Below are 23,628 nucleotides of genomic sequence, written 5' to 3' on the forward strand. Positions count from 1 at the left end.
GATCTCTGTGGGAGCGAGCTCTGCTCGAATCAGGCGCTGCGGTGTCTAGTCTGACGCCTTCCCGAGCGGGGCTGATCCCACAGGGATCGGTGCAAGCCAGGCCATTGTTTACAGGCTGAAATCGCCTTCCGCGGCCAGCTTGCTCAGCGGCAGACGCGGGCTTGGCGTTTCACGAGCTTGCAGGTATTCAGCCAGGGTCGACTTGTCGCCCAGCTTGCCGATGGCCACGGCGGCGTGCAGGTCGTAACCTTCTGGCACCTTCAGCTCTTCGCGGGTTTTGTCCTGGTCGAAACCGGCCATGGCGTGGGTGTGCCAGCCGCTGATGCTGGCCTGCAACGCCAGGTGGGCCCAAGCCGCGCCAGTGTCGAAGGTGTGCCACAGCGCTGGCGACTCTTCGGTGGCGCCGGGAGCGGTAAAGGTGGTCTTGGAAACGACGATCACCAGTGCCGAGGCGTGCTGCGCCCAGCCGCGGTTGAATTCGTTGAGCAGGCCCAGGAAGCGCTCCCAGTTCGGCGTATCACGACGCGCGTAGAGAAAACGCCAAGGCTGCGAGTTATAGGCCGATGGCGACCAGCGGGCGGCTTCGAAAAAACTCAGCAGGGTTTTCTCGTCGATGGCCTCGGGGGTGAAGGCGCGTGGCGACCAGCGGTTGATGAAGTGCTCGTGGATTTCGTGTTCGGCGATACGTGGCGTAGAGCTCATCTGGCGTTCCTGATAAAGGATGGAATGAATGAGTACGAAAATATCCGGTCCGCAAAATTACTGCGATAGCGCGTGGCTGACAAGTAACTATCGCTCCTGATCGTGCCGGTCGCAGGGCTCTTTTGCGGGCAAGCGTTGCCCCTACAGTGCAAGCCGAACCCGAGTGGTACATCTGCGGGTGCGAGGCCTGCCCGCGAAGGGGGCCAGTAACCTTGCACACAAGCGCCATCGGTCACTGGCACTTGACCTGCGCCCGCCGCACAATAGACTGGCCGGCGCTTCATACTCTTACTCGAGATCTGCATCATGGCCGCGAAAGTCGAACCCTTCTGGATCCGCAAGACCCTCTATCAGCTCGATACGGCTGAGTGGGAGTCATTGTGCGATGGCTGTGGCCTGTGCTGCCTGCAAAAACTCGAAGACGAGGACGACCACAGCGTCTTCTACACCAGCATCGCCTGCAAACTCCTCGACCTGAAAACCTGCCAGTGCACCAACTACCCGCAGCGCAAGGCTTTCGTGCCTGACTGCATCCAGCTGACGCCAGGCCAGGCCGACGAGTTCAAGTGGTTGCCGCCCACCTGTGGCTATCGTCTGGTCAGCGAGCGCAAGGACTTGCCACTCTGGCATCACCTGGTGTGCGGCGATCGCGAGCAAGTGCACAAGCAGCGGATCTCGCAGTCGGGGCGCATGCAGCCGGAAGGCAGCGTGCCTGAGGACGACTGGGAAGATTATCTGATCTTTCGGGCGGGATGAGGCGGATGGGATAAGCTGGGATAAGCGCTTGGCGGGTGAACCGAGGGGCGCCGCAGGGCCCCTCGTTGCAGCAAGACCCGATCAGGCCTTGGGCGATTTCAGCGAATCGTTGCCAGTAATGGTGGCCGACTCGGTCGCTGCCACGGCATTGTCCTTGAGTTTGGACAGCTGGGCGCCAGCGCGTTCGATCTGCGCACGAACGCCGTCCATGTCTTCACGGCTTTTCTCGATCACGCTTTTGATGCGGCTGTGGCCGGTGAAGCCCCGCGCCAGGGCGACGCCGCCGATGGCCAGCTGGACCAGGCCGAATACGCCGCCGCGGCGCACCCCTTTGACCACCGATGCCACACCCACAAGGATGGAGCCCGCGCGCTCCCAGCCCTGCACGTTATGCTCGGGCGCAGGTTGCAGGGGGGCGCTCTTGACCAGATTCAGGGTTTTACTGTCGCTCATGATCACTCTCCAGATCGAGGCCCCGGAAGGGGCGGATACTAAGCTGACTATCAAACCCGGCGGCTGTTCCATCGGCTTACTTGAATTTTGGCCCTGAACGCGTGTTGAGGCCCTTGGCCAGACGGTCGTATAGCACCACATTCACAGTAGCCGCGAGGTTCATGCAGCCGGTGGTGGGAATGTAGATGGTGTCTTCGCACCAGTCGCGCACGCTCTGGTCGAGGCTGCCGTCTTCAGGGCCGAAAATGTAGATGGCGCGATCCGGATGGGTGTACTCCGGCAGTGGCCGGGCGCCGTCCACGAGCTCGACGGCCACCGGTGTGCAGCCCAGCGGGATGATCTTTTGCAGATCGTCGATGCCGATCAGCGGGATATCGTAGTGCACCCGCTTGGTGTCGGTAACGAAATCCCGGGCGCGCTCGTAGCGTTGGCCGGTGTAGAACACCGAATTGACCCCATAGCAGCCGGCAGCGCGCATCACCGAGCCGACGTTTTCTGGTGATTTGGGGTTGAACAGACCAATGCAGCTGTAACGTTTGTTCGCCACGTGTCTGTGACCTTCTGCCAAAAAACGCGAAGTATAAGCGCTTGCTGCCGGGATGCCGAGCGCCAGCGGTTGGCGCGCGTGGGTGGACGCTAGTCTTTTTTCATCAGGTCGGCGAGGGCGGCGAAGGGGTTGTGGGTGACCTTGGCGGCTTTGGGCGACTGCAGCGAGCCGTCGGCGAAATACTGCTGATCGGTATAACGCGAGTGTTCATTGTCGTGACAGAACAGGCACAACAGCTCCCAGTTGCTACCATCCTGCGGGTTGTTGTCGTGGTTGTGATCGCGGTGGTGAACCGTCAGCTCACTCAGGCGCTTGCCAGCGAATTCCCGTGAGCAGCGGCCACACACGTGGGGGTACATTTTCAGCGCCTTGTCGCGGTAGCCCATCTCTTTGTCGCGTTTGGCGTCGGCGAGGATGCGGTCGAGCTTGGCAGTGTGGGGGGTGGACGAACTCATGGGTTCACCTCAAAGGGATAATGACGGTCAGGTGGGCATTCTAGCGCTTTTTGTGCAGAGGGAAGCGTGGGTCGAGTGGTTTGCAGATATGTCAGCGCGTCAACTTGATGGTGCCGCCACTGGCGCTTCCCCGGGCAAGCCTTGCTCCCACAGGTGCAAGGCTCAGGTCCGGTCAACGCTGTGGGCAAGGCTCGCCCGCGAAAGCGGTGGTGCAGCCGACAGAGCTATAATGCCCATCCGATTACTCGAAAGCACCGCAACCTATGTCCCGAGCCCGCTGCGAGCGCTGCCAGCGCCCGCAAAGCCATTGCCTGTGCGCATTGATCCCCAGCCTGCCTAGTCGCACGAAGGTGTTGATCCTGCAGCATCCGAGCGAAGTCGATCATGCCTTGAATACTGCGCGGCTGGCAGCCTTGGGCTTGCAGCAGGCGCAATTGGTCGTGGGCGAGGTGTTCGATGATCTGGCGGCCTGGTTGAATCAGCCCGGTTATCAGGCGCGGCTGCTGTTCCCCGGCGAAGAGGCCGAGGTAATCAGCCACAATGCCGACGACATTCAGCCTTGGCTGCTGGTGGTGCCGGATGGCACCTGGCGCAAGGCGCGCAAGCTGCTGCATCTCAATCCGCTGCTGGCGAGCTTGCCACGGGTGACGTTGGCCCCGGGTGCCACCTCGCGCTATCGGTTGCGCAAGGCACCTGCCCCTGGGGCGTTATCGACCTTGGAGGCGATCACCCAGGCGCTCGAAACCCTGGAGTCACCGCAGTCGTTCGCGCCGTTGCTGGCGCCGTTCGAACGCTTGATCGAAGGGCAGATCGAAGCCATGGGTGCCGAGACCTTTTCACGTAACCACGAGCGCTGAGGCAACGTGAGCGGCCTCCCGTGGGAGCGTCCGGCGTTGATGACCTTGAGCCTTTGCGAGCAGAACGCGCTCCCACAGAGAGTGTGATCAGCTCCAGCGATGGATCGGCCAGCCCGCCTGTTCGGCATGGGCCAGCAGCGCCGGGTCAGGGTTTATCACATGGGGATAGGCGACTTCCAGCAGCAGTGGCAGGTCGTTGCGCGAGTCGGAATAAAAACTCGCCCCCTCCAACGTTTCGCCTTCGTCGTGGAGCCACTGCTTGAGGCGCGTGACCTTGCCTTCGCGGTAGGTCAGCACGCCTTCAGTCTGGCCGCTGTACACGCCGTGAGTCACTTGCAGTTCGATGCCCAGCACGTCCTCGACACCGATACGTGCGGCGATCGGCCTGACCAGATGGGTGCCCGAGGCCGAAATGATCAGGATCCGGTCGCCCTTGGCCCGGTGCGCGGCGATGGTGCGCGTGCCTTCGCTGAAGATGATCGGCTCGATCACGTCCTCGACCCACGGCTCCACGAGATACTCGACCTCTTCAGGCGTTCGCCCGGCCATGGGCTCCAGGGTGAAGGCCATGAACTCTTCCATGGCCAGTTCGCCACGTGCGTAGGCGTCCATCAGTTCGTCGTTGCGTTGCATGAAGGGCTCGGGATCGACCCAGCCCAGGCGCCCCATCTGCGCGCTCCACAAGGTGGCGCAGTCGCCATGGATGAGGGTTTCGTCCAGGTCGAAAATCGCTAAGGCCATTGCCGCAATGCTCCTTTGTCTCAATTCAGTGAGCCGACACCACAGTGCCGAGTGAGTCCATGTTGCCGCGCACGCGCAGCGCGTCATGCGTCCGCAGGGCCGTCAGGCTACCGCACACAGCGCCTCCGGGGCGATAGTCAGGCTCACACGCTGGCCGTTGGGGTACAGGTCGCTGGCCGAGCGGTTCAGCACGTCAACCAGCAACTCCACGCCACGGGCCTCGACGCGGTAGCGGATGACGTTGCCCAGCAGGCTATGGCCGCAGATCTCGCCTTCCTGAGCGCCGTCGGCGCTCAAGGCGATGGCTTCCGGGCGGATCGCCAGGCGGGTGTGCACCGGGCGCTGCAGCAGGCGGCTGGCGGTGTCGGCATCGAGCAGATTGTAATTACCGATGAAACCCGCCGCGAACGCATCCGCTGGCGCGGTGTAGAGGCTCTGGGCATCACCGCTCTGGACGATGTTGCCTTTGTTCATCAAGAAAATCCGGTCGGACATCACCAGGGCTTCTTCCTGATCGTGGGTGACGAAAATAGTCGTCAGCCCCAGCTCTTGCTGGATGGCGCGGATCTGTTCGCGCAGGTGCTTGCGAATCCTCGCGTCCAGCGCTGACAGCGGCTCGTCGAGCAGCAGCAGGCTGGGACGGGTGACCAGCGATCGAGCCAGGGCAACGCGCTGGTTCTGACCACCAGAGAGCTGGTGGGGGTAGCGGTTGGCGAAGGTGTCGAGCTCGACCAGCTTGAGCACCTCAGCCACACGGCGCGTGCTTTCTTCACCCTTGACCTTCTTCATGCGCAGGCCGAAGGCGACGTTCTGCTGCACGGTCATGTTGGGGAACAGCGCGTAGCTCTGGAACACCATGCCGATATCGCGCTGCTGCGGGCTCAATGGCACCAGATCGCGGCCCTTCAGGAAGATCTTGCCGCTGTCGACAGCAGTCAGGCCGGCGATGCAGCGCAGCAGGGTGGACTTACCGCAGCCCGAGGGGCCCAGCAGGGTGATGAACTCGCCCTGCTCGATGGTGAAGTTGATGTCCTTGAATACCGGGGTATCGGTGAACTGCTTTTGCAGGTTCTCGACCTTGACGAAGCTCATCGGTCTTTGTCCTTGTTCAGAAGGGTGGCCACCCAGGTGAGCACCAGCACGAAGAAGAAATACGAGATCACCAGCGCGCTGTTGAAGTGCCCGCTGCTGTTGCGCATGTTGTTGAGGTACACCTGCAGGGTTTCGTATTGAGTACCCACCAGCAGGTTGGCGAACACGAATTCGCCGAACAGAAACGAGAACGACAGCAGCAGGGCGATCATCAGGCCCTTGCGCAAGTTGGGCAGCACCACGAACAGCGCTGCCTGCCAGGTGCTGGCGCCGAGCAGGTGGGCGGCGTCCATCAGGTCGCGCAGGTTGATGGCCTGCAGGTTGTTGGTGATCGCCCGGTACATGAACGGCAGCGCCACGGTGAAGTAGCAGCCGATCAGGATCCACGGCGTGCCGGTCATCGCCAGCGGGCCCGAGCCGTAGAGCTGCAGCAAGCCCACCGAGGACACCACCGGCGGCACCGCGAACGGCAGCAGGATCAGCACGTTCATCACGCCGTCGAGCTTGGGGAAGTGGTAATGCACCACGAACAGCAGCGGCAGGATCAGCACCGTGGCGAAGATCAGCGCGCCGACGCAGACGATCAGCGAATGGCCGAAGGCATTCAGGAAGCGCGGATCGGCCCACAGCTGGCGGTACCAGTCGAACGTCAGGCCGCTAGGCAGCAAGGTCGCCGACCAACTGGTGGCGATGGAATACAAAAAGGTCCCGGCCAACGGCAGCACCAGGATCAAGAACAGCAGCCACACCACCACCCGGTGATAGAGGCTGGAAGCGGGGGCTTCAGCGCGCGACATGGTAGCTCCTGCGCAATATCCATTGGTGGACCACGGTGACCAGGGTCATCATGCCGACGAGGATGATCGCCAAGGCGCTCGCCAGGTTCGGGTCCAGGGAAATATCGCCGGCCACCATGGCCGCGATACGAATTGGCAGCACGTTGAAATTGCCGGTGGTCAGCGCATACACCGTGGCGTAGGCGCCCAAGGCGTTGGCCAGCAGGATCACGAAGGTGCCGAGCAGCGCCGGGGTTAGCACCGGCAGGCCGATATGGCGCCAGTACTGCCAGTCGCTGGCGCCCAGCAGCGCGGCGGATTCACGCCAGTCTTCGCGCAACGCATCGAAGGCCGGGTACAGCAGCAACACACCCAGCGGAATCTGGAAGTAGGTGTAGGTGATGATCAGCCCGGTCTTGGAATACAGATTGAAATCGCTGATCAGCCCGCTCTGCTTGAGCAGCATCGTGATGGCGCCGTTGAACCCCAGCAGGATAATGAACGCGAACGCCAGGGGCACGCCGGCGAAGTTGCTGGTCATGTTGGCGAACGAATTGACGAAATTGCGCAGCCTCGAATCGACCCGGCCCAGGGAATAGCTGCCGATCAGCGCAATCAGCAGGCCGAACACGCTGGAGTACAGGCTGATCTCCAGGCTGAACTGCATGGCCTGGCGGTAGAAGCGCGAGGTGAAGGCCTTGGTGAAGTTGTCCAGGCTCCAGCCGCTGTCGATCTGCAGGCTGTGGACGCCCACCCAAACCAGAGGCGCGATCTGGAAAATGATGAAAAAGAGGGCGAAGGGCAGCAGGCACAACAGCGCCAGCCATTTACCGCGTAGGGCAGTCACTTGAGCAGCTCCCGGCAATAAGGTTTTTCGTGCGGCACACCCAGCAGCTGGCAGACGGTGCCGCACAGTTCGGTCTGCTGCGGTTGGGCGGCCGGATCCATGCTGAACGCGCTGCCGAGGACGAACAGTGGTACTTCACGCTCCTCGGGCAGCAGGCCGTTATGCGAGCGATCGTTGTTCATGCCGTGGTCAGCGGTGATCAACACCTGATAGCCGCTGTCCAGCCAGGTGCGCAGGTAGTCGGCCAGCAGGATGTCGGCGGTCCGCGCGCTGTTGCGGTACTGCGCGCTGTCGAGGCCGTGCTTATGGCCGGCGTCGTCGATGTTCATGGGGTGGATCAATAGCAAATCTGGATCGTGGCGCACGCGCAGGCTTTCGCCATCGGCAAACAGGTGCGAGTCCGGATAGTGGTCGGCGTAATAGAAGTGGCCATGCTGGATGGGCAGTTCGGGTGCTTCGGTATGGCGATCACGCGCAGCCACGAAGGGCGTGCGGTTGTACAGCTCGCTGACCCAGTGATAGGCCGCCGCCGCAGTGCGCAATCCGCCCGCGCGAGCATAATGAAAGACACGCTGCTCGACCGACAGGCGCGAGACATTGTTGTGCACGATGCCGCTGTCGATGGGCGGCACGCCGGTCAGGATGCATTCGTAAAGCGGTCGCGACAGTGCCGGCAATTCACATTGCAGTTTGTAGAGCGCCGCCTTGGCGCTGCCGACATAGGCCTGCAGATGGCCCATGGCATGCTCGGCCACGCTGTAGTTGAGGCCGTCGAGTACAACCAGAATGACTTTGTGCGGCATGGGGCTGTTCCCGAAAATCGCCCTTGGCAGGCGTTGATCCTGCGCAAGCCCAGGGCACTACCGGCGCGAGCTTCATGCCCGCACCACCAGGACAGAGCCCGCTCGCGCGGGCTCACAGCGGCAGCTTACTGCTGCATCTCGACGATCACTTGCTCGTTCCACTGCTGTGGCAGCGCCTTGGAGCTCTTCTCCCACGCCTCAGGGTTCTTGATCGGCTTGACGTTCTTGTACTGCTCGTTTGGCAGCAACTTGGCCTTCACGTCGTCCGGCAGGGTGATGTGCTCGGCGCGAATCGGCCGCGCATTGCCGCGCGCCAGGTTGATCTGGCCGGCATCGCTGAAGATGTACTCGCGGGCCAGCTTGGCGGCATTGGGGTGCTTGGCGTATTTGTTGATGAGGGTGGTGTAGCCGGAAATCACCGAGCCGTCAGACGGGATCAACACATCGAAGCGCTTGGGGTCGATCTTTTCGCGGTAGCTCAGGCCGTTGAAGTCCCAGACCACACCCACTTCGACCTCGCCTTTTTCCAGCGTCTGAATGGTCGGGTTGGCCAGCGACAGGCGGCCTTGCTTGGCGAGCTCGGTGAACAATTGCAGGCCAGGAGCCAGGTTGGTTTCGTCTCCGCCACGGGCCAGCGCCGCCGAGAGCACGCCGTTGGCGGCTTGGGCTGCCGTGCTGACGTCACCGATGGCGACCTTGTATTTGCCTTTGCTCAGGTCGGCCCAGCTGTGCGGCTCGTCGCCTTCCTTGACCAACTGCTTGTTGATAATGAAGGCGATGGTGCCGGTGTAAGCCAGCGCCCAGTGACCGTCCTTGTCCTTGGCCCAGTCAGGCACTTGCGCCCAGGTGCTCGGCTTGTACGGCTGGGTCACACCCTTGGCGGTGGCGATGGGGCCGAAAGCGGCACCGACGTCGCCAATATCGGCGCTAGCGTTGTCCTTCTCGGCATCGAACTTGGCCACTTCCTGAGCCGAGCTCATGTCGGTGTCGATGTGCTGGAGCCCGAACTTGCTGGCCAGGTCGTCCCAGGTGCCCTTCCAGTTGGCCCAGTTGTCGGGCATGCCGACACTGTTGACAGCGCCTTCGGCCTTGGCGGCGGCTTCGAGGGCTGCCACGTCGGAGTCAGCGGCCATGGCGAGGTTGGATAAAGCGATGGTCGAACCCAGCAGTGAGGCGAGGAACAGCTTTTTCATCCGAAACTCCTTGAAGGACGTCGTTTTGATACGACTGAGACGAAGCGTTTGGTCTAGGTCAGCAATACCCGAGCCAATGTAGGCGCTGGCCATGACATTTTTATGTCGGCCGACGTTTTTGACTGCGCGCGGCCCGCTCCTGGGACTAGCGTAGACCATGATTCACGCCTTGATTTACGTGGTCTGCGTCGAATGTGCAGTGCATGTGTGAGCAGACTTGTCATCTGCCGTTCACGGATTGCGCCTAGTCTTCGCAAACGTTGCCGTTTACAGTGATGGCTATATCGACGCACTGGACTAGACCAGAAAGGAGCAGCCATGAGCGCGAGTGCACCTCGAGCGGTCACCGCCATCTGCCAGGCCTTGCAAGAGCAGATTGAGCACGGCTTGCTCTCATCGGGCTGCAAGCTGCCAGCCGAACGCAAGCTCAGTGAAGTCTTCGACACCACGCGCATCACCCTGCGCGAGGCGCTGGTGCAGCTGGAGGCGCGCGGGATGATCTATCGCGAGGAGCGCCGCGGGTGGTTCATCTCGCCACCGCGGCTCGATTACGATCTGGTCGAGCGCAGCCACTTCCATGCGATGGTCCGGGCTCAGGGGCGCGAGCCCTCTACGCAGCTGTTGTCGGCCCAGCGCGTGCCGGCCCCGGCGATGGTCTGCGACTGCCTGGGCCTTTCGCCGCTATCGAGTGTGGTGCGCATCAGCCGGGCGCGACGCATCGACGGGCGCCTGGTGCTGTATGTCGAACATCATCTGGATGCGCAGTACTTTCCGGATATCCTCGAGCACGACCTGAGCCTGCCGCTGACCGAACTCTATGCCCGGCACTACGACATCGAATACGGCCGCGTGCGTTTCGAGATGGCGCCCACGGCGCTGTATGGCGAGGCTGCGGCCGCACTCAAGGTGTCAGAGGGTAGCCCGGGCTTGCGCATCCTGCGCGTCAACGAAGATCGCCAAGGGCGGGTGATCGATTGCGATGTCGAGTACTGGCGTCACGATGCGATTCGGGTGCAGGTCGAAGTGGGGTGAACTTTGAACCTGCGATGCATTTACCGGCCTCATCGCGAGCAAGCTTTGCTCCCACAGTGTCGGCTGCACCTGAGTGCTACACCTGTGGGCAAGGCTTGCCCGCGAACAGGCCAGTCGGATCGATACACCTATTGCGCCGGCTGATCGTTGTCCTTCAACGCCTCGCCACTCGCCGCCGTCACCACTTGCACACTCAAACGCGGGGTCGCCAGGTCCAGGCCGTCCGCATCCAGTTGGCGCTTGAGCGCCAGGTTGAACGCCCGTGACACTTCCCACTGCTTGATCGGCGCGGTCTTGAAGCGCGCGCGCAAGATCGCCGTGCCGGACTCGAAACTCTCGACGCCCTGAAACTCCAGCGGCGACCAGATATTGCGGCGCTGCAACGGATCGCTGCGCATCTTCTGCGCCACGTCGCGCATGATCTTGATTGCGTCGTCGATGCCCATGCTGTGCGGCACCGCCACGCGAAAGATCGCGTAGCCGAATTCGCGCGAGTAGTTCTTGATGCTTTTGATCTCGCTGAACGGGATGGTGTGCACGATGCCGTCGATGTCGCGCAGGCGCACGGTACGAATGGTCAGGCCTTCGACGGTCCCCAGGTGACCGCCGACGTCGACGTAATCATCGATGGCCAGCGAGTCTTCGATGATGATGAACAGCCCGGTGATCAGGTCCGCCACCAGCGATTGGGCACCGAAGCCGATCGCCAGACCGATGACGCCGGCGCCGGCCAGCAGCGGCGTGACGTTCATGCCCATGTTGGCCAGGGCGACGATGGCGGCAATGATGAAAATCGCCACGAACAGCACGTTGCGGATCAGCGGCATCATGGTCTGCGCGCGGGTGTTGGCCAGGCCCTTGCGCGAGCGGGTGAGGGCGACGTGGATGCCGGTGTCGGCCAGAATCCACACCAGCCAGGCGAGAATCAGGGTGCCGGCCAGGCCGAACAGACGCACGCTGATATCGTGGCCGTCGCCTTCGGAAAAGCGAATGATCGACAAGCCCCACACCCGCAGCCCGAGCTCGATGAACACCAGCCAGATCACCAGATGCGCGAGGGTGTAGCCAAAGCCTTTCAGGCGTTCGGAGTACAGCGCGTGGCGCTTGTGGCCTTTGGCCGGGCGCAAAGAGTGGCGGCGCACCAGGCCGTTGATGACCATGCACAGCACCAGCAGCACCGTGCAGATCAGCGCTTGGCGCAGCGCGGTGCTGGCGTCGCCGGCGGAGAAGAACGTGGCGAACAGCGACACTGCTACCAGCACCAATGCCGGCAGATACCAGTAGGTGCCGAGCACCTCGATGGTGTCGGTCAGCGCGCGGCGACTGATGCGTCGTGCCAGGCTCTGGTTGCAGATCAGGTGGGCGATGGGCCGGCGAAAACGCAGGATGAACAGCCCGCTGGACAGCGCCGCCATGACGTTGGCAAGGGTCGCCGCGCTGTGCGCCAGATGCACCCCCAGGGCGGTGACCAGGCGTGGATCGCTGAAGGCTTCGCCAAAAGCGGCGAAGCTGCCGATCAGCCACAGCGGACGGAAGGCGCGGTGGCGCAGGATGTCCAGCGCGCGATGCCGATGCGGGCCGTCGAGCAGAGAGAAGGCAATGACGCAGATCGCCGAGAAACAGGTGCCGACCACCAGTGCGTAGGCCAGGACCATGGCCAGGCTCTTGCCCAGCGAAGTGGGCAGGGCGTAGCCGACGAAGATGGTGATCAGCAGCGCCACCAGCCACGGCCCCAGCTTTCGCAAGGCGAAGCGCAGCAGGTCGACCGTGCGCGGATGGCGTGGCAGTTCGGCACTGAGCCCGAAGCGTTGGCGGATGCGCTGGCTCAGCCAGATCAGGCTGTAGGCCAGCAGGCTCCAGATGGCGATCACCACCACGAAACCGGCGATGATCGGCGGCCATTCGTTCAGTGGCAGGGCCAGGGCCCGCAGCTCTTCGCCGGCCAGGGTAATTTCGTCACCCCAGCGCGAGAATGGGCTTTCGTCGCCGGAAAACTGCTGTTCGATCTGATGCAGGGTCGTGCCGATCAGGCCCAGCACGCCTTCTTCGGCAGGCGGTTGGGCCTTGAGCGTGCTGTCGCGCAGCTTTTTCAGATCGGCAAGCAATTGCGTGCGTTGCTGATCGTTTTCCAAGCCCTTGATCACTTCGTCCAGGGACTGGGCCAGGGGTTCAGTGGCCTGGGGTTGGGTTTTCTGCGAGCTCCCCAGCAGGCTCGGCAGGCCAGCGGCCTGGGCAGGCGGCAGGCATAGCAGGCAGGACAGCAGGAGGAGGGATAGGGTCAGCAGGCGCCGGCATGCAGCCATGAAGGTGGTTAACCTGTGTGAGGGGTGGGCAGCGGGTATTTTGTGCTGTCTGTCGCGGCCTCTTCGCGGGCAAGCCTTGCTCCTACCGGGTGGGAGCAAGGCTTGCCCGCGAACGGCCCCCGTGAGCCTTATGGCAACTCGCGGCTGGCGTAAAACGCGCCAAGCACCTTGACCAGATGCGCCAGATCCTGGCTCCCGGCCAGTTCGCGGATCGAATGCATGGCGAAGGTCGGCAGGCCGATGTCCACGGTACGTACGCCCAGATGGCTGGCCGTGATCGGGCCGATGGTCGAACCACAGCCCATGTCGCTGCGCACCACGAAGCTCTGCACCGGCACTTCTTCGGCCATGCACAGGTGGCGGAAAAAGCCCGCCGTCTCGCTGTTGGTGGCATAGCGCTGGTTGCTGTTGACCTTGATCACCGGTCCGGCATTGAGTTTCGGGCCGTGGTTGCCATCATGCTTGTCGGCGTAATTGGGGTGTATGCCGTGGGCGTTATCGGCCGACACCAGCAACGAGCGCTGAATGGTGCGCACATAGTCGTCACCGTCGGGCAGCAGGCGACCCAGGGTTTGTTCGAGCATCGGGCCATCGGCGCCACAGGCCGAGGCGGAGCCGACTTCTTCGTGGTCGGTGCAGATCAGCACGCAGGTCTCTTCGCCTTCGGCATTGAGCAGCGCCTGCAGGCCGGCATAGCACGACAGCAGGTTATCCAGGCGGGCGCCGGCGATGAACTCGCCGTGCAGGCCAACGACTGCCGCGGATTGCATGTCGTAGAAGCTCAGCTCGTAGTCCAGCACCACATCGGCGTTGAGGCCGTGTTCGCGCGCCAATTGCTCGGTAAGGATGGCGCGGAAATCGACACGCTCGTCACCGGCCACCTGGGCGAGGATCGGCGGCAATTCGGTCTGCTTGTTGATCGCCCAGCCGTCATTGGCCTCGCGGTTGAGGTGGATGGCCAGGTTGGGAATGATCGCAATGGGTGTCTTGAAGTCGATCAGCTGGCTTTCGACCTTGCCGTCGCGGCGGAAGGTCACTCGGCCGGCCAGCGACAGGTCGCGGTCGAACCAGGGCGTCAGCAAGGCGCCGCCGTAGACTTCGACGCCGAGCTGGAAAAAGCCCTGACGTTGCAGTTCGGGCTGCGGCTTGACCCGCAGGCAGGGGCTGTCGGTGTGCGCGCCGACCAGGCGGATGCCGCTGATCAGAGGCGAGTTGCGGCCCAGGCGGATGGCGATGATCGAGGAATCGTTGCGGGTCACGTAGTAGCGCCCGCCGGGCACGGTCTGCCAGCTGTCACGCTCGTCGAGGTGGTGATAGCCGGCGGCTTCGAGGCGTTGCACCAGGCTGGCGGTGGCATGGAAAGGTGTCGGCGAGGCCTTGAGGAATTCGATCAGGCCTTGGTTCAAAATGTCGTGCATGGTTCGCTCCAGACAGCAATGGCGCGAGTTTAACGTATTGAGGCTGGAGTTGCTTTGTCTGTACCGGCCTCTTCGCGAGCAAGCTCTGCTCCCACAGGTGTACGGCTCAGGTGGGAGCAAGGCTTGCCCGCGAAGAGGCCCTGCCGGCCGACGCAGAACCCCTAGAACGGCGCGGGGCACTCGAAGCGCAAGCGCTCGCCGGTTACCGGATGAGTGAACCCCAGCATCGCCGCGTGCAGGCACAGGCGCGGGTAGGCTGTCAGCGCCTCGCCTTCGGCATAAAGCCCATCGCCCAGCAGCGGATGGCCGATCGACAGCATATGCACCCGCAACTGGTGCGAGCGGCCGGTAATCGGTGTCAGTTCTACCCGGCTGTGAGTGCCCAAGCGCTCGATCACACGCCAGAACGTCAGCGCATGCTTACCGAATTCATGGTCCACCACGTGGCGGGGCTTGGTCGGCGGGTCGTAACGCAGCGGCAGGTCGATGCTGCCGCTGTCCAGCTCGGGTTGGCCCCAGCACAGCGCGGCGTAGGCTTTTTCGGTTTCGCGGTCATGAAACTGGCGCGACAGCTCGCGGTGGCTGTCCGGGTTGCGCGCCAGCAGGATGATGCCCGAGGTTTCCCAGTCCAGCCGATGCACGATCAGCGCTTCGGGGTAGCCGTTTTCCTGCAGGCGGGTGATCAGGCAGTCCTTGTTGTCGTCGGCCCGACCCGGCACCGACAGCAACAGGGTCGGCTTGTTGACCACCAGAAACGCCGGGTCCTCGTGGATGATGCGGATGTTCGACAGCGGCATGCTTTTGATATCTCTACAGGGCGCTAAAACAGCAACGGCGACTCGCGAGTACTCGATCGGGATCGAGTCTCGGAGCCGCCGTGGCGCCTGGTCCGGGTCGCTTAGCGATCGGGCAGGGTGATGTTGAGTTCCAGGATCGAGCAGCTGCCTTGGCTTTCCAGGGCGACCTGCACTTGATCGTTTTCGATGTTCACGTATTTGCGGATCACTTCTACCAGTTCCTTTTGCAAGGCTGGCAGGTAGTCCGGCGTTGTCCGTTGGCCACGCTCGTGCGCCACGATGATCTGCAGACGCTCTTTCGCTACCGACGCGGTATTACCCTTTTTGCGGTCCCGAAAGAAGTCAAAAATATTCATTCACGACCTCCGAACAAGCGCTCGATCCAGCCCTTCTTTTTCACATCGAGGAATCGATGCTCGACTTCCTTGCCCAGCAGGCGATCCACGGCGTCGCTGTACGCCTGGCCTGCATCGCTTTGATCATCGAGAATCACCGGCACACCCGAGTTGGACGCCTTGAGTACCGCTTGCGATTCAGGGATCACGCCGAGCAGGCGAATGGCCAGGATGTCCTTGACGTCTTCGACACCGAGCATTTCGCCTTTGCTGACGCGATCCGGATTGTAGCGGGTCAGCAGCAGGTGTTCCTTGATGGGATCCTCGCCTTTTTCGGCGCGGCGAGACTTGCTGGCCAACAGACCCAGCATGCGGTCCGAGTCACGTACCGAGGACACTTCGGGGTTGGTCACGACGATGGCTTCGTCGGCGAAGTACATGGCCAGGCTCGCGCCTTTCTCGATACCGGCTGGCGAGTCGCAGATGACGAATTCGAAGTCGGCCTTGAGCTGATTCAGCACCTTCTCGACACCTTCGAGGGTCAGCGCGTCTTTGTCGCGCGTCTGGCTGGCGGCCAGGACATACAGGTTCTCGAGGCGTTTGTCTTTGATCAGGGCCTGGCTGAGGGTGGCTTCGTCATTGACCACGTTGACGAAGTCATACACCACACGGCGTTCGCAGCCCATGATCAGGTCGAGGTTACGCAGGCCGACGTCGAAGTCGACGATGACAGTCTTGTGGCCGCGCAGGGCCAGGCCAGTACCAATGGCGGCGCTGGAGGTGGTCTTACCCACACCACCTTTGCCGGATGTAACGACGAGAATCTTGGACAAGGTGTATCACCCCTAGAGAAAAAGGATTGCTAGTCCCGAAAACATGACTTGAAAAAGCACTTGGGCAGCGGCGCTGGACGGCATATCCGATCAAACCAGGCTGATGCCACTGCGCTTTTGATTATGCGTAAAAAGGCCGCAGTATCCGTTAAAGACGGGTGATGTTCAACACATCTCCGGTCAAGCTGACTTGAACCGGCGAACCCCACAGCGGATCGCGGCGCAGGTCCTCGGAGACCTTGTATTGCCCGGCGATCGACAGCAATTCGGCGCCAAGATGCTGGCAGAAAATCCGCGCCTTGGTATCGCCCTTGATCCCCGCCAGCGCGCGGCCGCGCATTGGGCCGTAGACATGGATATTGCCATCGGCGAGAAGTTCCGCCCCTGAGCTCACCGAGGACACGACCACCAGGTCGCCGCCCTGGGCATAGATCTGCTGACCGCCACGTACCGGTGTGGTGATGACCTTGGTCGGCATGATCACCGGCTCGGGCGGTTTTTTCGGCGCCGGCGGTTCGTCCAGCGGCCGCTCGCGGGCGCCGGATGGCGGCAGCACGGGCAGGTCGATGGCGATAGCGGCGGCGATGTCCTCGATGCGGCTGGCGCGGATGGCCAGGGTACGCAGGCCATGTTGGCGGCACACGCGCATCAGCCCGGGAAGGTCGATGGCCCCTTCGCCGGGCGGCAATTTGTCGAGTGCCAGCACCAGCGGCGTGTTACTGAAAAAATTGGGTGCCTGGGCTACTTTGGCCGCCAACTGGCGATCCAGTCCTTCGAGATTGTTCTGCGCCAACTCGAGCACCGTGATTGCCAGCATGCTGCCTTTCAACTGGAACACGGGTGTCGAGTCTTGGAATTCTGTTTGGCTCATGGTCGGCAAGTCGCGCCTTGTTACGAAAAAAGTGCCGAGACTTATAGCGAGAACGCCTTCATGCCGCAACCCGTGATGAACCGATGTAGAATGCGCGGCCCGCTCCCAGCTCCGGAATTGTTAATGGATCGCCCGCGTTTTCAGCGTTATTTTCTTCACCCGCGTTTTTGGCCGCTATGGCTGGGGCTTGGCCTGTTGTGGCTGGTGGTGCAGCTGCCGTACCGCACGTTGCTGCGCCTGGGCCGTTGCCTGGGGCGGATCATGCTGCTGGTGTCGGCCGAGCGGCGCAATGTGGCGGCGCGCAATCTGGAACTGTGCTTCCCGGAAATACCGTTGGTCGAAAGGCAACGGATGTTGAAAGAAAATCTGCAATCGACCGGCATCGCTTTCTTCGAAATGGCCATGGCCTGGTGGTGGCCAAAGGCCCGTCTGGCGCGCCTCGCCCACATTGAGGGGCTCGAACATCTGCGCGATGCCCAGGCGGACGGGCAGGGGGCGATTCTCATGGCCTGCCACTTCACCACCCTGGAGATCGGCGCGGCGCTGCTGGGCCAGCGCCACACCATCGATGGCATGTACCGCGAGCACAAGAATCCGCTGTTCGATTACATCCAGCGCCGTGGGCGCGAGCGCCACAACCTCGATGCCCTGGCGGTGGAGCGTGAGGATGTGCGGGGGATGATCAAGCTGCTGCGCAAGGGCCGAGCGATCTGGTACGCGCCGGATCAAGACTACGGCGCCAAGCAGAGCGTGTTTGCGCCGCTGTTCGGCATCGAGGCCGCGACGGTCACGGCCACCAGCAATTTTGCACGCTTGGGCAAGGCGCGGGTCATCCCCTTCACGCAACAGCGTCTGCGCGATGGCAGTGGCTACCGCCTGGTGATTCATCCGCCAATGGAGGGTATTCCGGGGGAAAGCGAACTGGCGGATTGTGTGCGGATCAACCAGTGGGTGGAAGAAGTGATACGCGAGTGCCCTCAGCAGTACCTGTGGGCTCATCGACGCTTCAAGTCGCGTCCGCCCGGGTCCGAGAAGCTGTACGACAAGCGCAAGCGCTGAATAGGCCTTCGCGGGCAAGCCTTGCTCCCACGGGGGTATAACTCAAGATCGGCGGACATTGTGGGCAACGATTGATCGCGAAGTGGCCATCAGCGCCGACGCAAAAAAAGGCCGGGCCTGTTCACACAGGTCCGGCCTTTTTAGTTGCAGCCGTTTGATCAGTCGGCGATCTGCAACTTGCGCGACTCGGTGTAGATGTAACGCACTTTTTCGTATTCGAACGGGGTATTCAGCGAACCGTACCGGAAGTTGGTCTGGTAGCGGCGGTCAACCGTGCGCAATACATAGAGCTCCGGGTGGTCACTGCTGACCTGCGAGACATTGAGGAAGTTGATCTGCGATTCAGCCGCGAAGTCGAAGATCAAGCCGGTGGTGTCACGCACGTTCGAGGGGCCGAACGCTGGCAGCACCAGGTAAGGACCGGCCGGTACGCCGTAGTAGCCCAGGGTCTGCCCGAAGTCTTCCGGCTGGCGTTTGAGGCCCACGGCGGTCGCTGGGTCCCACAGGCCGAAGATGCCTACGGTGGTGTTCAGCAGCACGCGGCCAGTGGTGTCCAGCGAGCGGCCACCCTTGAACTGCAACAGGCTGTTGAGCAGGTTGCCAACGTCGCCGACGTTGTTGAAGAAGTTGCTCACACCGGTGCGCAAGAACCGTGGCGTGATGTAGGTATAGCCATTGACCGCCGGCAGCAGTACCCACTCGTCGAGCTTGTAGTTGAAGTGGTACAGGCGACGGTTCATCGATTCCAGCGGGTCATACACGTTCAGTGCGGTCATGGTCGAACGCTCGAACTCGCGTTGGTCCAGACCGGGGTTGAACTTGAGCGCCTTGTTCGGTTCGGTAAAGCCGTCTGCATCGGTCGTGCGCGGTGCGTCGTCAGCGTGTGCCAGGCCTGCGCAAAGCAGCGTCGCGGCGAAGAGGAATTTTCTAGCCACGGAAGAACTCCAGAATAGCGTCGCTGTTGACGCGGTAGTTGATGTTGCCGCAATGGCCGCCGTACGGGAAAACCGTCAGGCGATCGCCAAAGGTAGTGCGCAGGAAGCCGAGGTCGCCAGGGCCGAGGATCACGTCGTCGGCATTGTGGAAAACGGCGAGTTTGTTGTTGTCGTGCAGGTAGTCCTTGAGGGCGTACAGGCTGACCTGGTTGACCAGTTGCAACACGCTGCCGCCGTCGGTGCGGGCACGCCACATGGGGATGACCTGATCGGTCAGGTAGCAGTTGAAGTCGCACTGCAAGGCTTTACGCATGTAGGGCGTCAGGCTGGTGCCTTCGGTGATCTTGGTCTTGGGCGGGGTAATCAGGCCGCGACGGTTGATCAGGTCGGAGGTAAAGGCGATATCGGCCGCCGAGAAGCGGAACGACGTGCCGATCAACATCGCCAGTTGCTCGTTGGAGAGGTGCTCCTTGGAGTTCTGGAAGTCGTAGATCAACGCATCGTTGAGGTCGATGTAGCCTTTGTCCTGGAAGTAACGGGTCAGTTTGGCCAGCATCAGTTCATAGAACGTGGTGCTGTTGTTGATGCCTTTGACCTGCGTCTGTACCAGCTTGTCGAGGTTGGAGATCGACGTGTACAGGTTGACCGGCGGATTGAGCAGCAGGACTTTCTTGAAGTTGAAGCTGCGGCGAGTCTCGTCGAGCTTGCTGACGAAGGCCGCATCCAGTGCGCCCAGGCTGTAGCCAGTGAGGTAGTAATCGGTCACGGCCAGCTTGGGGTGCTGGGCACGCACGGCCTGCATGACACGGTACAGGTCTTCGGCGTCTTCGCTGGTGACGCCGGGGGTGGCGAACCGCGAGGCGGCGCTCATGAAGTCATAGCTGGTGGGCGACGACAGTTGCACCACGTTGTAGCCGGCCTGGTAGAACAGCTTCTTGAGAAACTCGTTGAGGCTGCTGGTATACGGGGCACCGGTACCGGCGATCAGGAAGATCAACGGTGCAGGGTGGTCCTGCTTGGCCAGGCGGTAGCGCAGTTTTTTCACGGCCCAGAAGTTGTCGGGCAGGATCTGCTCGCGCTCAGGGCGCAGGTTGAGGGTGTAATCGTCCTGATCGATGTCGCTGTCGGCCGGCAGCTTGGGGCGCAGGTCAGGCGGCGTCGAGGCGATCGTTGCCTCGAACGGGTTGTGCAGCGGATAGCCATAGGTGGCAGGATCGACATCCTTCGCCAACGCAGACGCACTCATTATGAGACCGCCCAGCAAGGCAGCGAAGCGCAATGATCGGAGCATGAATTAATTCCCTGGAACGGCAGATGCTGATTTTGATGTACGCAGGCTCAGACCATCTGGCTAATGGCAAGTTGCCAAGCGTTGCAATATTTAGTGCAAGAAAAGGGGGGACGCGGGTACGACCCCCGCGCGCACGATACACCGAATAGGCAGGGCGCTGACAGCGTTCCAGCTGCTTTTGCTTGCAAGGCTGCTCAAGGTGATTATGCTGTGCGACGATTTTCTCAGCCTGGAGTAGTGCATGTCCCGTCGGATGCCCCTGTGGATTGGCCTGGCCCTGTTGTTGCTGTGGGTTCTGCTCAGCTATGGCGTGCGCTATGGGCTGATGGAGAGCACCCAGTGGGTGGCGGCCTGTGTCGACGATCCCGATCGTTGGCAGTGCCAGGCGCGCTCGCACCTTGGCCTGATCATCTATCTGGGCGCGATCGGCTGGTCTGCCCTTGGGTTCGCCGTGCTCGGCTTCGTGCTGCCTGGGCGGGTGGGCAAGTGGCTGGCGGGACTCGGCCTGGTGGTCGGCGCGCCAGGGCTGGTGCTGTATAGCGCCAGCCTGTCGGTATTCGCGGTGGTCATTGCGGGATTACGTTTGGTTCGGCGCTGATTTTTTCGCCATCGATGATGGCCCCTTCGCGGGCAAGCCTTGCTCCCACAGGCGTGCATCTGTAGGAGCAAGGCTTGCCCGCGAAGGGGCCCTATCTGATTCAGCGCGTTCTAGCGACTGACCTTCACACACCGCCACAAGCCCAGCGCCAGCAGTGCGCTGACCAGGGCAAAGCCCCACGCCTGAGGGTTCTGCAGGCCTTCACGGGCCAGTTGCGGAATGATCCCGGCAGCGATGATCAGCGTCAACAGCAGGGTTTCGTTGCGTCGGACCCGCACCGGTCGCCATAGATAGACCAGCGCCGGTATCACCAGCGCCGCCGTGGGGAAACTGCGATAGCGGGGCTCGAACACCATGGTCAGCATCATCACCGCACCGGCGAAACCGGCGGCCATGGCCCAGGCGCCAGCGCGGGCTTGCAGCCAGGCCAGCAGGCGGGCGCGAGCCCCGGTGGGGCAAGCCACCGCCAGGGCGCCATGCACCAGCACGATGAGGTTCAGCGTCACCATCACCGCCGCCCATGCCCATTCCCCGGCAAACCGCGCCGTCACCCGCATCAGTTCACCCCAGATACCCAGGCTGGCGACGCCAACGCCCACCAGCAGTGGTAGCAGCGCCGGTTTGAGCCCCGATAGACCGCCCTGGCTGGCGGCTTGTGGACGCCCCGCGATGACCAGCACCAGCAAACCCAGCAACGCGCCGACGCCCAGCCATTGCGGCCAGAACGGCAGATTGCTCACCGGGCCTTCGAGCACGCCCTTGTTCTGCCGGTCGGCATCGAACAGCCCCCAATAGCCGCCCACCGCACCTTCGCTGGCGCGCTTCCAGGGCTGATCGAAGGCTTCGATCAGGTTGTAGTGCCAGCCGCGCTGCTCGGCCATGGCGACGAAACTGCGAATGAAGCGGGCCTCGTTGACCCGGCTCGGCAGCGCGGTCTGGCGCTGACGGCCTTCACTGGGCCAGCCGGTCTCGCCGATGACGATATCGCGCGGTGCAAAGCGCTTGGCGAAGTCGTCATGAACGTTGGCGACGTGGGCCAGGGCGTCATCGATACCGCTGGGCTTGTCTTCCCAGTACGGCAGCAAGTGGATCGTCAGGAAGTCCACTGCCTTGCCGACCTCCGGGTATTGATCCCAGAACTCCCAGACATCGGCGTAGGTGACCGGCTGCTTGACCTCGGCCTTGACCTGCCGAATCAACGCCACCAACTGCGCGCCAGTGACTTCCTTGCGCAGCAGCGCCTCGTTGCCGACGATCACTGAGGTGACGACGTCAGGGTTGGCATTGGCCGAAGCGATGAGCGCTTTGATCTCCAGCTGGGTATCGACCGGATTGCGGTTGACCCAGGCGCCCATCATTACCTTGAGGCCGTGCTTGCGCGCCAGATCGGGGATGGCTTCGAGCCCGGTCATGGAATAGGTGCGTATGCACTGAAAACGCGTGGCCAGCAGGGCCAGGTCGGCATCCATGCGCGCCGGGCGTACCTTGAGCGGCTGGTCGAACGGCGATTGATCCTTGTCGAACGGCGTATAGGACGCGCATTGCAGCTTGTGGCTGGGGCTGGCGGCATCGGCCAGGGTGACCGGCTTGCCCAAGCTATACCAAAAGGCACAGAGGGCCGCGAAGGCGATAAGGCAGGCAAGCAGATAGGGCAGCAGGGCAGAGCGAGCAGTGGGGGACATGATGGCGCCAGGCAGAAACACTGGGCGCATGTTACCCGTATTTGCGGCTGCCTTGAGCGTTGCCATGCAAGGTTCGGGCGATTTTTTGTTTCTTCTTCCCTAATGGCCCGGTGATGTCGTTTTCCACCCCGTCAAGGTCGCTGGCAGAGCAGGATGGTTGTGTCCCGAAGCCGATGATCAGTGCGTCGGGCGGGCTCATCAAGATAGCGCCGATGTGCCGAGGGCCGGCGATGGGCGTAATGGAGGCGCCTTGCACCAACACACAACATTCTCAGCGCTCGATACTGTCGAGCCCAGCCTTTTCGGGGAAGCAACATGAAAATGCGACGTTTTTTGGGAGCGGGTGCCGCTCTGGTTCTGGCCATGGGCACCAGCCTCGCCAGCGCTGATACCAAGCCTACGTTAAGCATCGGCTATGTCGATGGCTGGTCCGACAGTGTAGCGACCACCTTTGTGGCTTCCGAAATCATCAAGGAGAAACTGGGCTACGACACCAAGTTGATGCCGGTCGCTGCCGGGATCATGTGGCAGGGCGTGGCCACCGGCAAGCTCGACCTGATGCTGTCGGCCTGGCTGCCTGTGACCCATGGCGAGTACTGGGCCAAGAACAAGGACAAGGTCGTCGACTACGGCCAGAACTTCAAGGACGCCAAGATCGGCCTGATCGTGCCCGAGTACGTCAAGGCCAAATCGGTAGCCGACCTCGCTACGGATGACAGCTTCAAGAAGAAGATCGTCGGTATCGACGCCGGTTCAGGCGTGATGATCAAGACCGATCAGGCCATCAAGGATTACGGTCTGGACGGCTACAAGCTGGTGGCCAGCTCCGGCGCTGCCATGACCGCTGAACTGGCGCGTGCCGAAGACAAGCACGAATCCATTGCCGTCACCGGTTGGGTACCGCACTGGATGTTCGCCAAGTGGAAACTGCGCTTCCTGGACGACCCGAAAGGCGTTTATGGTGCCGCAGAGACAGTCGACAGCGTCGGCAGCCTGGACCTGGAGAAGAAAGCCCCGGAAGTGGTCGCTTTCCTGAAGAAATTCCAGTGGGCTTCGGCTGACGAGATCGGCGCCGTGATGCTCGCTGTCCAGAACGGCGAGAAGCCCGATGCGGCCGCCAAGGCCTGGGTCACTGCCCACCCTGATCGCGTCGCGCAGTGGACGGCTAAATAAGCTTTGCTCCACGTCCCTGAAAGGCCACCCTTCGCGGTGGCCTTTTTCATTTCAGCGTCCATACTCGCTATACGACTAA

26 protein-coding genes are annotated in these 23,628 nt (G+C 62.1%); 6 read left to right on the forward strand and 20 right to left on the reverse strand.

The genetic code is table 11. The annotated features are described in order from the left end of the window. Positions 1-108 precede the first annotated feature (108 nt). On the reverse strand, positions 109-702 hold the full coding sequence (locus LIX93_RS07120; RefSeq protein ID WP_226503306.1) for a nitroreductase family protein: 594 nt from the start codon (positions 700-702) through the stop codon (positions 109-111). A 306-nt stretch (positions 703-1,008) separates the two neighbouring features. Here LIX93_RS07120 and LIX93_RS07125 point away from each other — a divergent pair, with 306 nt between their 5' ends. Then, positions 1,009-1,458: a YcgN family cysteine cluster protein gene (locus LIX93_RS07125; protein ID WP_226503307.1), complete on the forward strand. Its 450-nt coding sequence runs from the start codon at positions 1,009-1,011 to the stop codon at positions 1,456-1,458. An 81-nt stretch (positions 1,459-1,539) separates the two neighbouring features. On the opposite strand, the gene LIX93_RS07130 is transcribed toward LIX93_RS07125, so the two are convergent. From LIX93_RS07130 to LIX93_RS07140, 3 genes are all read right to left on the reverse strand, one after another. After that, a complete protein-coding gene (locus LIX93_RS07130) occupies positions 1,540-1,911 on the reverse strand; it encodes a DUF2892 domain-containing protein (RefSeq protein ID WP_226503308.1) in 372 nt (123 codons plus the stop codon). Positions 1,912-1,987: 76 nt separating this feature from the next. Next, entirely contained in the window at positions 1,988-2,458 is a 471-nt protein-coding gene (locus LIX93_RS07135) for an RNA methyltransferase (protein ID WP_226503309.1), read from the reverse strand. 89 nt (positions 2,459-2,547) lie between these two features. Continuing rightward, positions 2,548-2,913, reverse strand: coding sequence for a YajD family HNH nuclease (locus LIX93_RS07140; protein ID WP_226503310.1), 366 nt, complete (start codon positions 2,911-2,913; stop codon positions 2,548-2,550). A gap of 263 nt (positions 2,914-3,176) precedes the next feature. Here LIX93_RS07140 and LIX93_RS07145 point away from each other — a divergent pair, with 263 nt between their 5' ends. Further along, a complete protein-coding gene (locus LIX93_RS07145; RefSeq protein WP_226503311.1) occupies positions 3,177-3,770 on the forward strand; it encodes a DTW domain-containing protein in 594 nt (197 codons plus the stop codon). A gap of 87 nt (positions 3,771-3,857) precedes the next feature. On the opposite strand, the gene LIX93_RS07150 is transcribed toward LIX93_RS07145, so the two are convergent. The 6 genes from LIX93_RS07150 to LIX93_RS07175 all read right to left on the reverse strand — a co-directional run bounded on the left by LIX93_RS07150 (position 3,858) and on the right by LIX93_RS07175 (position 9,222). Then, the gene (locus LIX93_RS07150; RefSeq protein ID WP_226503312.1) at positions 3,858-4,511 is read right to left on the reverse strand and encodes an HAD family hydrolase; all 654 of its coding nucleotides are present in this window, start codon (positions 4,509-4,511) and stop codon (positions 3,858-3,860) included. Between the two features lie 102 nt (positions 4,512-4,613). Beyond that, complete coding sequence (locus tag LIX93_RS07155) at positions 4,614-5,603, reverse strand: ABC transporter ATP-binding protein (protein ID WP_226503313.1); 990 nt, start codon at positions 5,601-5,603, stop codon at positions 4,614-4,616. Then, a complete protein-coding gene (locus tag LIX93_RS07160; protein ID WP_226503314.1) occupies positions 5,600-6,400 on the reverse strand; it encodes an ABC transporter permease in 801 nt (266 codons plus the stop codon). Before LIX93_RS07160 ends, LIX93_RS07155 begins: the two co-directional genes overlap by 4 nt. Further along, positions 6,387-7,226 (reverse strand): ABC transporter permease subunit, encoded by an 840-nt coding sequence (locus LIX93_RS07165; RefSeq protein WP_226503315.1) that lies wholly within the window; start codon positions 7,224-7,226, stop codon positions 6,387-6,389. Before LIX93_RS07165 ends, LIX93_RS07160 begins: the two co-directional genes overlap by 14 nt. Continuing rightward, positions 7,223-8,029, reverse strand: coding sequence for an alkaline phosphatase family protein (locus LIX93_RS07170; protein WP_226503316.1), 807 nt, complete (start codon positions 8,027-8,029; stop codon positions 7,223-7,225). Before LIX93_RS07170 ends, LIX93_RS07165 begins: the two co-directional genes overlap by 4 nt. A 125-nt stretch (positions 8,030-8,154) precedes the next feature. Next, positions 8,155-9,222 (reverse strand): ABC transporter substrate-binding protein, encoded by a 1,068-nt coding sequence (locus LIX93_RS07175; protein ID WP_226503317.1) that lies wholly within the window; start codon positions 9,220-9,222, stop codon positions 8,155-8,157. 318 nt (positions 9,223-9,540) lie between these two features. Between LIX93_RS07175 and LIX93_RS07180 the strand changes: the two genes are divergently transcribed. After that, on the forward strand, positions 9,541-10,254 hold the full coding sequence (locus LIX93_RS07180) for a UTRA domain-containing protein (protein ID WP_226503318.1): 714 nt from the start codon (positions 9,541-9,543) through the stop codon (positions 10,252-10,254). Positions 10,255-10,382: 128 nt separating this feature from the next. Here LIX93_RS07180 and LIX93_RS07185 read toward each other — a convergent pair whose 3' ends face one another. The 6 genes from LIX93_RS07185 to minC all read right to left on the reverse strand — a co-directional run bounded on the left by LIX93_RS07185 (position 10,383) and on the right by minC (position 16,811). Further along, positions 10,383-12,557, reverse strand: a complete 2,175-nt coding sequence (locus LIX93_RS07185; RefSeq protein WP_226503319.1) for a mechanosensitive ion channel domain-containing protein — start codon at positions 12,555-12,557, stop codon at positions 10,383-10,385. 128 nt (positions 12,558-12,685) lie between these two features. Continuing rightward, positions 12,686-13,975: a M18 family aminopeptidase gene (locus LIX93_RS07190; RefSeq protein WP_226503320.1), complete on the reverse strand. Its 1,290-nt coding sequence runs from the start codon at positions 13,973-13,975 to the stop codon at positions 12,686-12,688. A 161-nt stretch (positions 13,976-14,136) separates the two neighbouring features. After that, on the reverse strand, positions 14,137-14,772 hold the full coding sequence (locus LIX93_RS07195) for an RluA family pseudouridine synthase (protein WP_226503321.1): 636 nt from the start codon (positions 14,770-14,772) through the stop codon (positions 14,137-14,139). A 101-nt stretch (positions 14,773-14,873) separates the two neighbouring features. Next, on the reverse strand, positions 14,874-15,128 hold the full coding sequence (gene minE, locus LIX93_RS07200) for a cell division topological specificity factor MinE (RefSeq protein ID WP_226503322.1): 255 nt from the start codon (positions 15,126-15,128) through the stop codon (positions 14,874-14,876). Then, positions 15,125-15,940 (reverse strand): septum site-determining protein MinD, encoded by an 816-nt coding sequence (minD, locus tag LIX93_RS07205; protein ID WP_226503323.1) that lies wholly within the window; start codon positions 15,938-15,940, stop codon positions 15,125-15,127. Before minD ends, minE begins: the two co-directional genes overlap by 4 nt. Positions 15,941-16,088: 148 nt before the next feature. Then, the gene (minC, locus tag LIX93_RS07210; RefSeq protein WP_226503324.1) at positions 16,089-16,811 is read right to left on the reverse strand and encodes a septum site-determining protein MinC; all 723 of its coding nucleotides are present in this window, start codon (positions 16,809-16,811) and stop codon (positions 16,089-16,091) included. A gap of 123 nt (positions 16,812-16,934) precedes the next feature. Between minC and LIX93_RS07215 the strand changes: the two genes are divergently transcribed. Continuing rightward, positions 16,935-17,870: a lipid A biosynthesis lauroyl acyltransferase gene (locus tag LIX93_RS07215; protein ID WP_226503325.1), complete on the forward strand. Its 936-nt coding sequence runs from the start codon at positions 16,935-16,937 to the stop codon at positions 17,868-17,870. A 158-nt stretch (positions 17,871-18,028) separates the two neighbouring features. Here the strand turns inward: LIX93_RS07215 and LIX93_RS07220 are convergent, their stop codons facing one another. Then, positions 18,029-18,805 (reverse strand): VacJ family lipoprotein, encoded by a 777-nt coding sequence (locus tag LIX93_RS07220; protein ID WP_226503326.1) that lies wholly within the window; start codon positions 18,803-18,805, stop codon positions 18,029-18,031. Then, on the reverse strand, positions 18,798-20,096 hold the full coding sequence (locus LIX93_RS07225; RefSeq protein ID WP_226503327.1) for a serine/threonine protein kinase: 1,299 nt from the start codon (positions 20,094-20,096) through the stop codon (positions 18,798-18,800). Before LIX93_RS07225 ends, LIX93_RS07220 begins: the two co-directional genes overlap by 8 nt. Before the next feature lie 241 nt (positions 20,097-20,337). Between LIX93_RS07225 and LIX93_RS07230 the strand changes: the two genes are divergently transcribed. Then, positions 20,338-20,694: a hypothetical protein gene (locus tag LIX93_RS07230; protein WP_226503328.1), complete on the forward strand. Its 357-nt coding sequence runs from the start codon at positions 20,338-20,340 to the stop codon at positions 20,692-20,694. A 110-nt stretch (positions 20,695-20,804) separates the two neighbouring features. On the opposite strand, the gene LIX93_RS07235 is transcribed toward LIX93_RS07230, so the two are convergent. Continuing rightward, positions 20,805-22,376 (reverse strand): glycosyl hydrolase family 17 protein, encoded by a 1,572-nt coding sequence (locus tag LIX93_RS07235; RefSeq protein WP_226503329.1) that lies wholly within the window; start codon positions 22,374-22,376, stop codon positions 20,805-20,807. A 31-nt stretch (positions 22,377-22,407) separates the two neighbouring features. Further along, positions 22,408-22,575, reverse strand: coding sequence for a hypothetical protein (locus LIX93_RS07240; protein ID WP_226503330.1), 168 nt, complete (start codon positions 22,573-22,575; stop codon positions 22,408-22,410). A 116-nt stretch (positions 22,576-22,691) separates the two neighbouring features. Here LIX93_RS07240 and LIX93_RS07245 point away from each other — a divergent pair, with 116 nt between their 5' ends. After that, the gene (locus LIX93_RS07245) at positions 22,692-23,549 is read left to right on the forward strand and encodes a glycine betaine ABC transporter substrate-binding protein (protein ID WP_226503331.1); all 858 of its coding nucleotides are present in this window, start codon (positions 22,692-22,694) and stop codon (positions 23,547-23,549) included. Positions 23,550-23,628: the final 79 nt, after the last annotated feature.

The organism is Pseudomonas sp. MWU16-30317, assembly GCF_020515695.1.
Lineage (GTDB): Bacteria > Pseudomonadota > Gammaproteobacteria > Pseudomonadales > Pseudomonadaceae > Aquipseudomonas.

Excerpts from the sequence above, each read along its gene's own strand:
- LIX93_RS07125 (WP_226503307.1), top strand. The coding sequence starts at position 1,009 with ATGGCCGCGAAAGTCGAACCCTTCTGGATCCGCAAGACCCTCTATCAG.
- LIX93_RS07155 (WP_226503313.1), bottom strand. The coding sequence starts at position 5,603 with ATGAGCTTCGTCAAGGTCGAGAACCTGCAAAAGCAGTTCACCGATACC.
- LIX93_RS07180 (WP_226503318.1), top strand. The coding sequence starts at position 9,541 with ATGAGCGCGAGTGCACCTCGAGCGGTCACCGCCATCTGCCAGGCCTTG.
- LIX93_RS07120 (WP_226503306.1), bottom strand. The coding sequence starts at position 702 with ATGAGCTCTACGCCACGTATCGCCGAACACGAAATCCACGAGCACTTC.
- LIX93_RS07230 (WP_226503328.1), top strand. The coding sequence starts at position 20,338 with ATGTCCCGTCGGATGCCCCTGTGGATTGGCCTGGCCCTGTTGTTGCTG.
- LIX93_RS07225 (WP_226503327.1), bottom strand. The coding sequence starts at position 20,096 with ATGCTCCGATCATTGCGCTTCGCTGCCTTGCTGGGCGGTCTCATAATG.
- LIX93_RS07185 (WP_226503319.1), bottom strand. The coding sequence starts at position 12,557 with ATGGCTGCATGCCGGCGCCTGCTGACCCTATCCCTCCTCCTGCTGTCC.
- LIX93_RS07240 (WP_226503330.1), bottom strand. The coding sequence starts at position 22,575 with ATGAGCCCGCCCGACGCACTGATCATCGGCTTCGGGACACAACCATCC.
- LIX93_RS07190 (WP_226503320.1), bottom strand. The coding sequence starts at position 13,975 with ATGCACGACATTTTGAACCAAGGCCTGATCGAATTCCTCAAGGCCTCG.
- LIX93_RS07150 (WP_226503312.1), bottom strand. The coding sequence starts at position 4,511 with ATGGCCTTAGCGATTTTCGACCTGGACGAAACCCTCATCCATGGCGAC.
- LIX93_RS07145 (WP_226503311.1), top strand. The coding sequence starts at position 3,177 with ATGTCCCGAGCCCGCTGCGAGCGCTGCCAGCGCCCGCAAAGCCATTGC.
- LIX93_RS07130 (WP_226503308.1), bottom strand. The coding sequence starts at position 1,911 with ATGAGCGACAGTAAAACCCTGAATCTGGTCAAGAGCGCCCCCCTGCAA.
- LIX93_RS07235 (WP_226503329.1), bottom strand. The coding sequence starts at position 22,376 with ATGTCCCCCACTGCTCGCTCTGCCCTGCTGCCCTATCTGCTTGCCTGC.
- LIX93_RS07195 (WP_226503321.1), bottom strand. The coding sequence starts at position 14,772 with ATGCCGCTGTCGAACATCCGCATCATCCACGAGGACCCGGCGTTTCTG.
- minE (WP_226503322.1), bottom strand. The coding sequence starts at position 15,128 with ATGAATATTTTTGACTTCTTTCGGGACCGCAAAAAGGGTAATACCGCG.
- minC (WP_226503324.1), bottom strand. The coding sequence starts at position 16,811 with ATGAGCCAAACAGAATTCCAAGACTCGACACCCGTGTTCCAGTTGAAA.
- LIX93_RS07175 (WP_226503317.1), bottom strand. The coding sequence starts at position 9,222 with ATGAAAAAGCTGTTCCTCGCCTCACTGCTGGGTTCGACCATCGCTTTA.
- LIX93_RS07140 (WP_226503310.1), bottom strand. The coding sequence starts at position 2,913 with ATGAGTTCGTCCACCCCCCACACTGCCAAGCTCGACCGCATCCTCGCC.
- LIX93_RS07160 (WP_226503314.1), bottom strand. The coding sequence starts at position 6,400 with ATGTCGCGCGCTGAAGCCCCCGCTTCCAGCCTCTATCACCGGGTGGTG.
- LIX93_RS07170 (WP_226503316.1), bottom strand. The coding sequence starts at position 8,029 with ATGCCGCACAAAGTCATTCTGGTTGTACTCGACGGCCTCAACTACAGC.
- LIX93_RS07215 (WP_226503325.1), top strand. The coding sequence starts at position 16,935 with ATGGATCGCCCGCGTTTTCAGCGTTATTTTCTTCACCCGCGTTTTTGG.
- LIX93_RS07245 (WP_226503331.1), top strand. The coding sequence starts at position 22,692 with ATGAAAATGCGACGTTTTTTGGGAGCGGGTGCCGCTCTGGTTCTGGCC.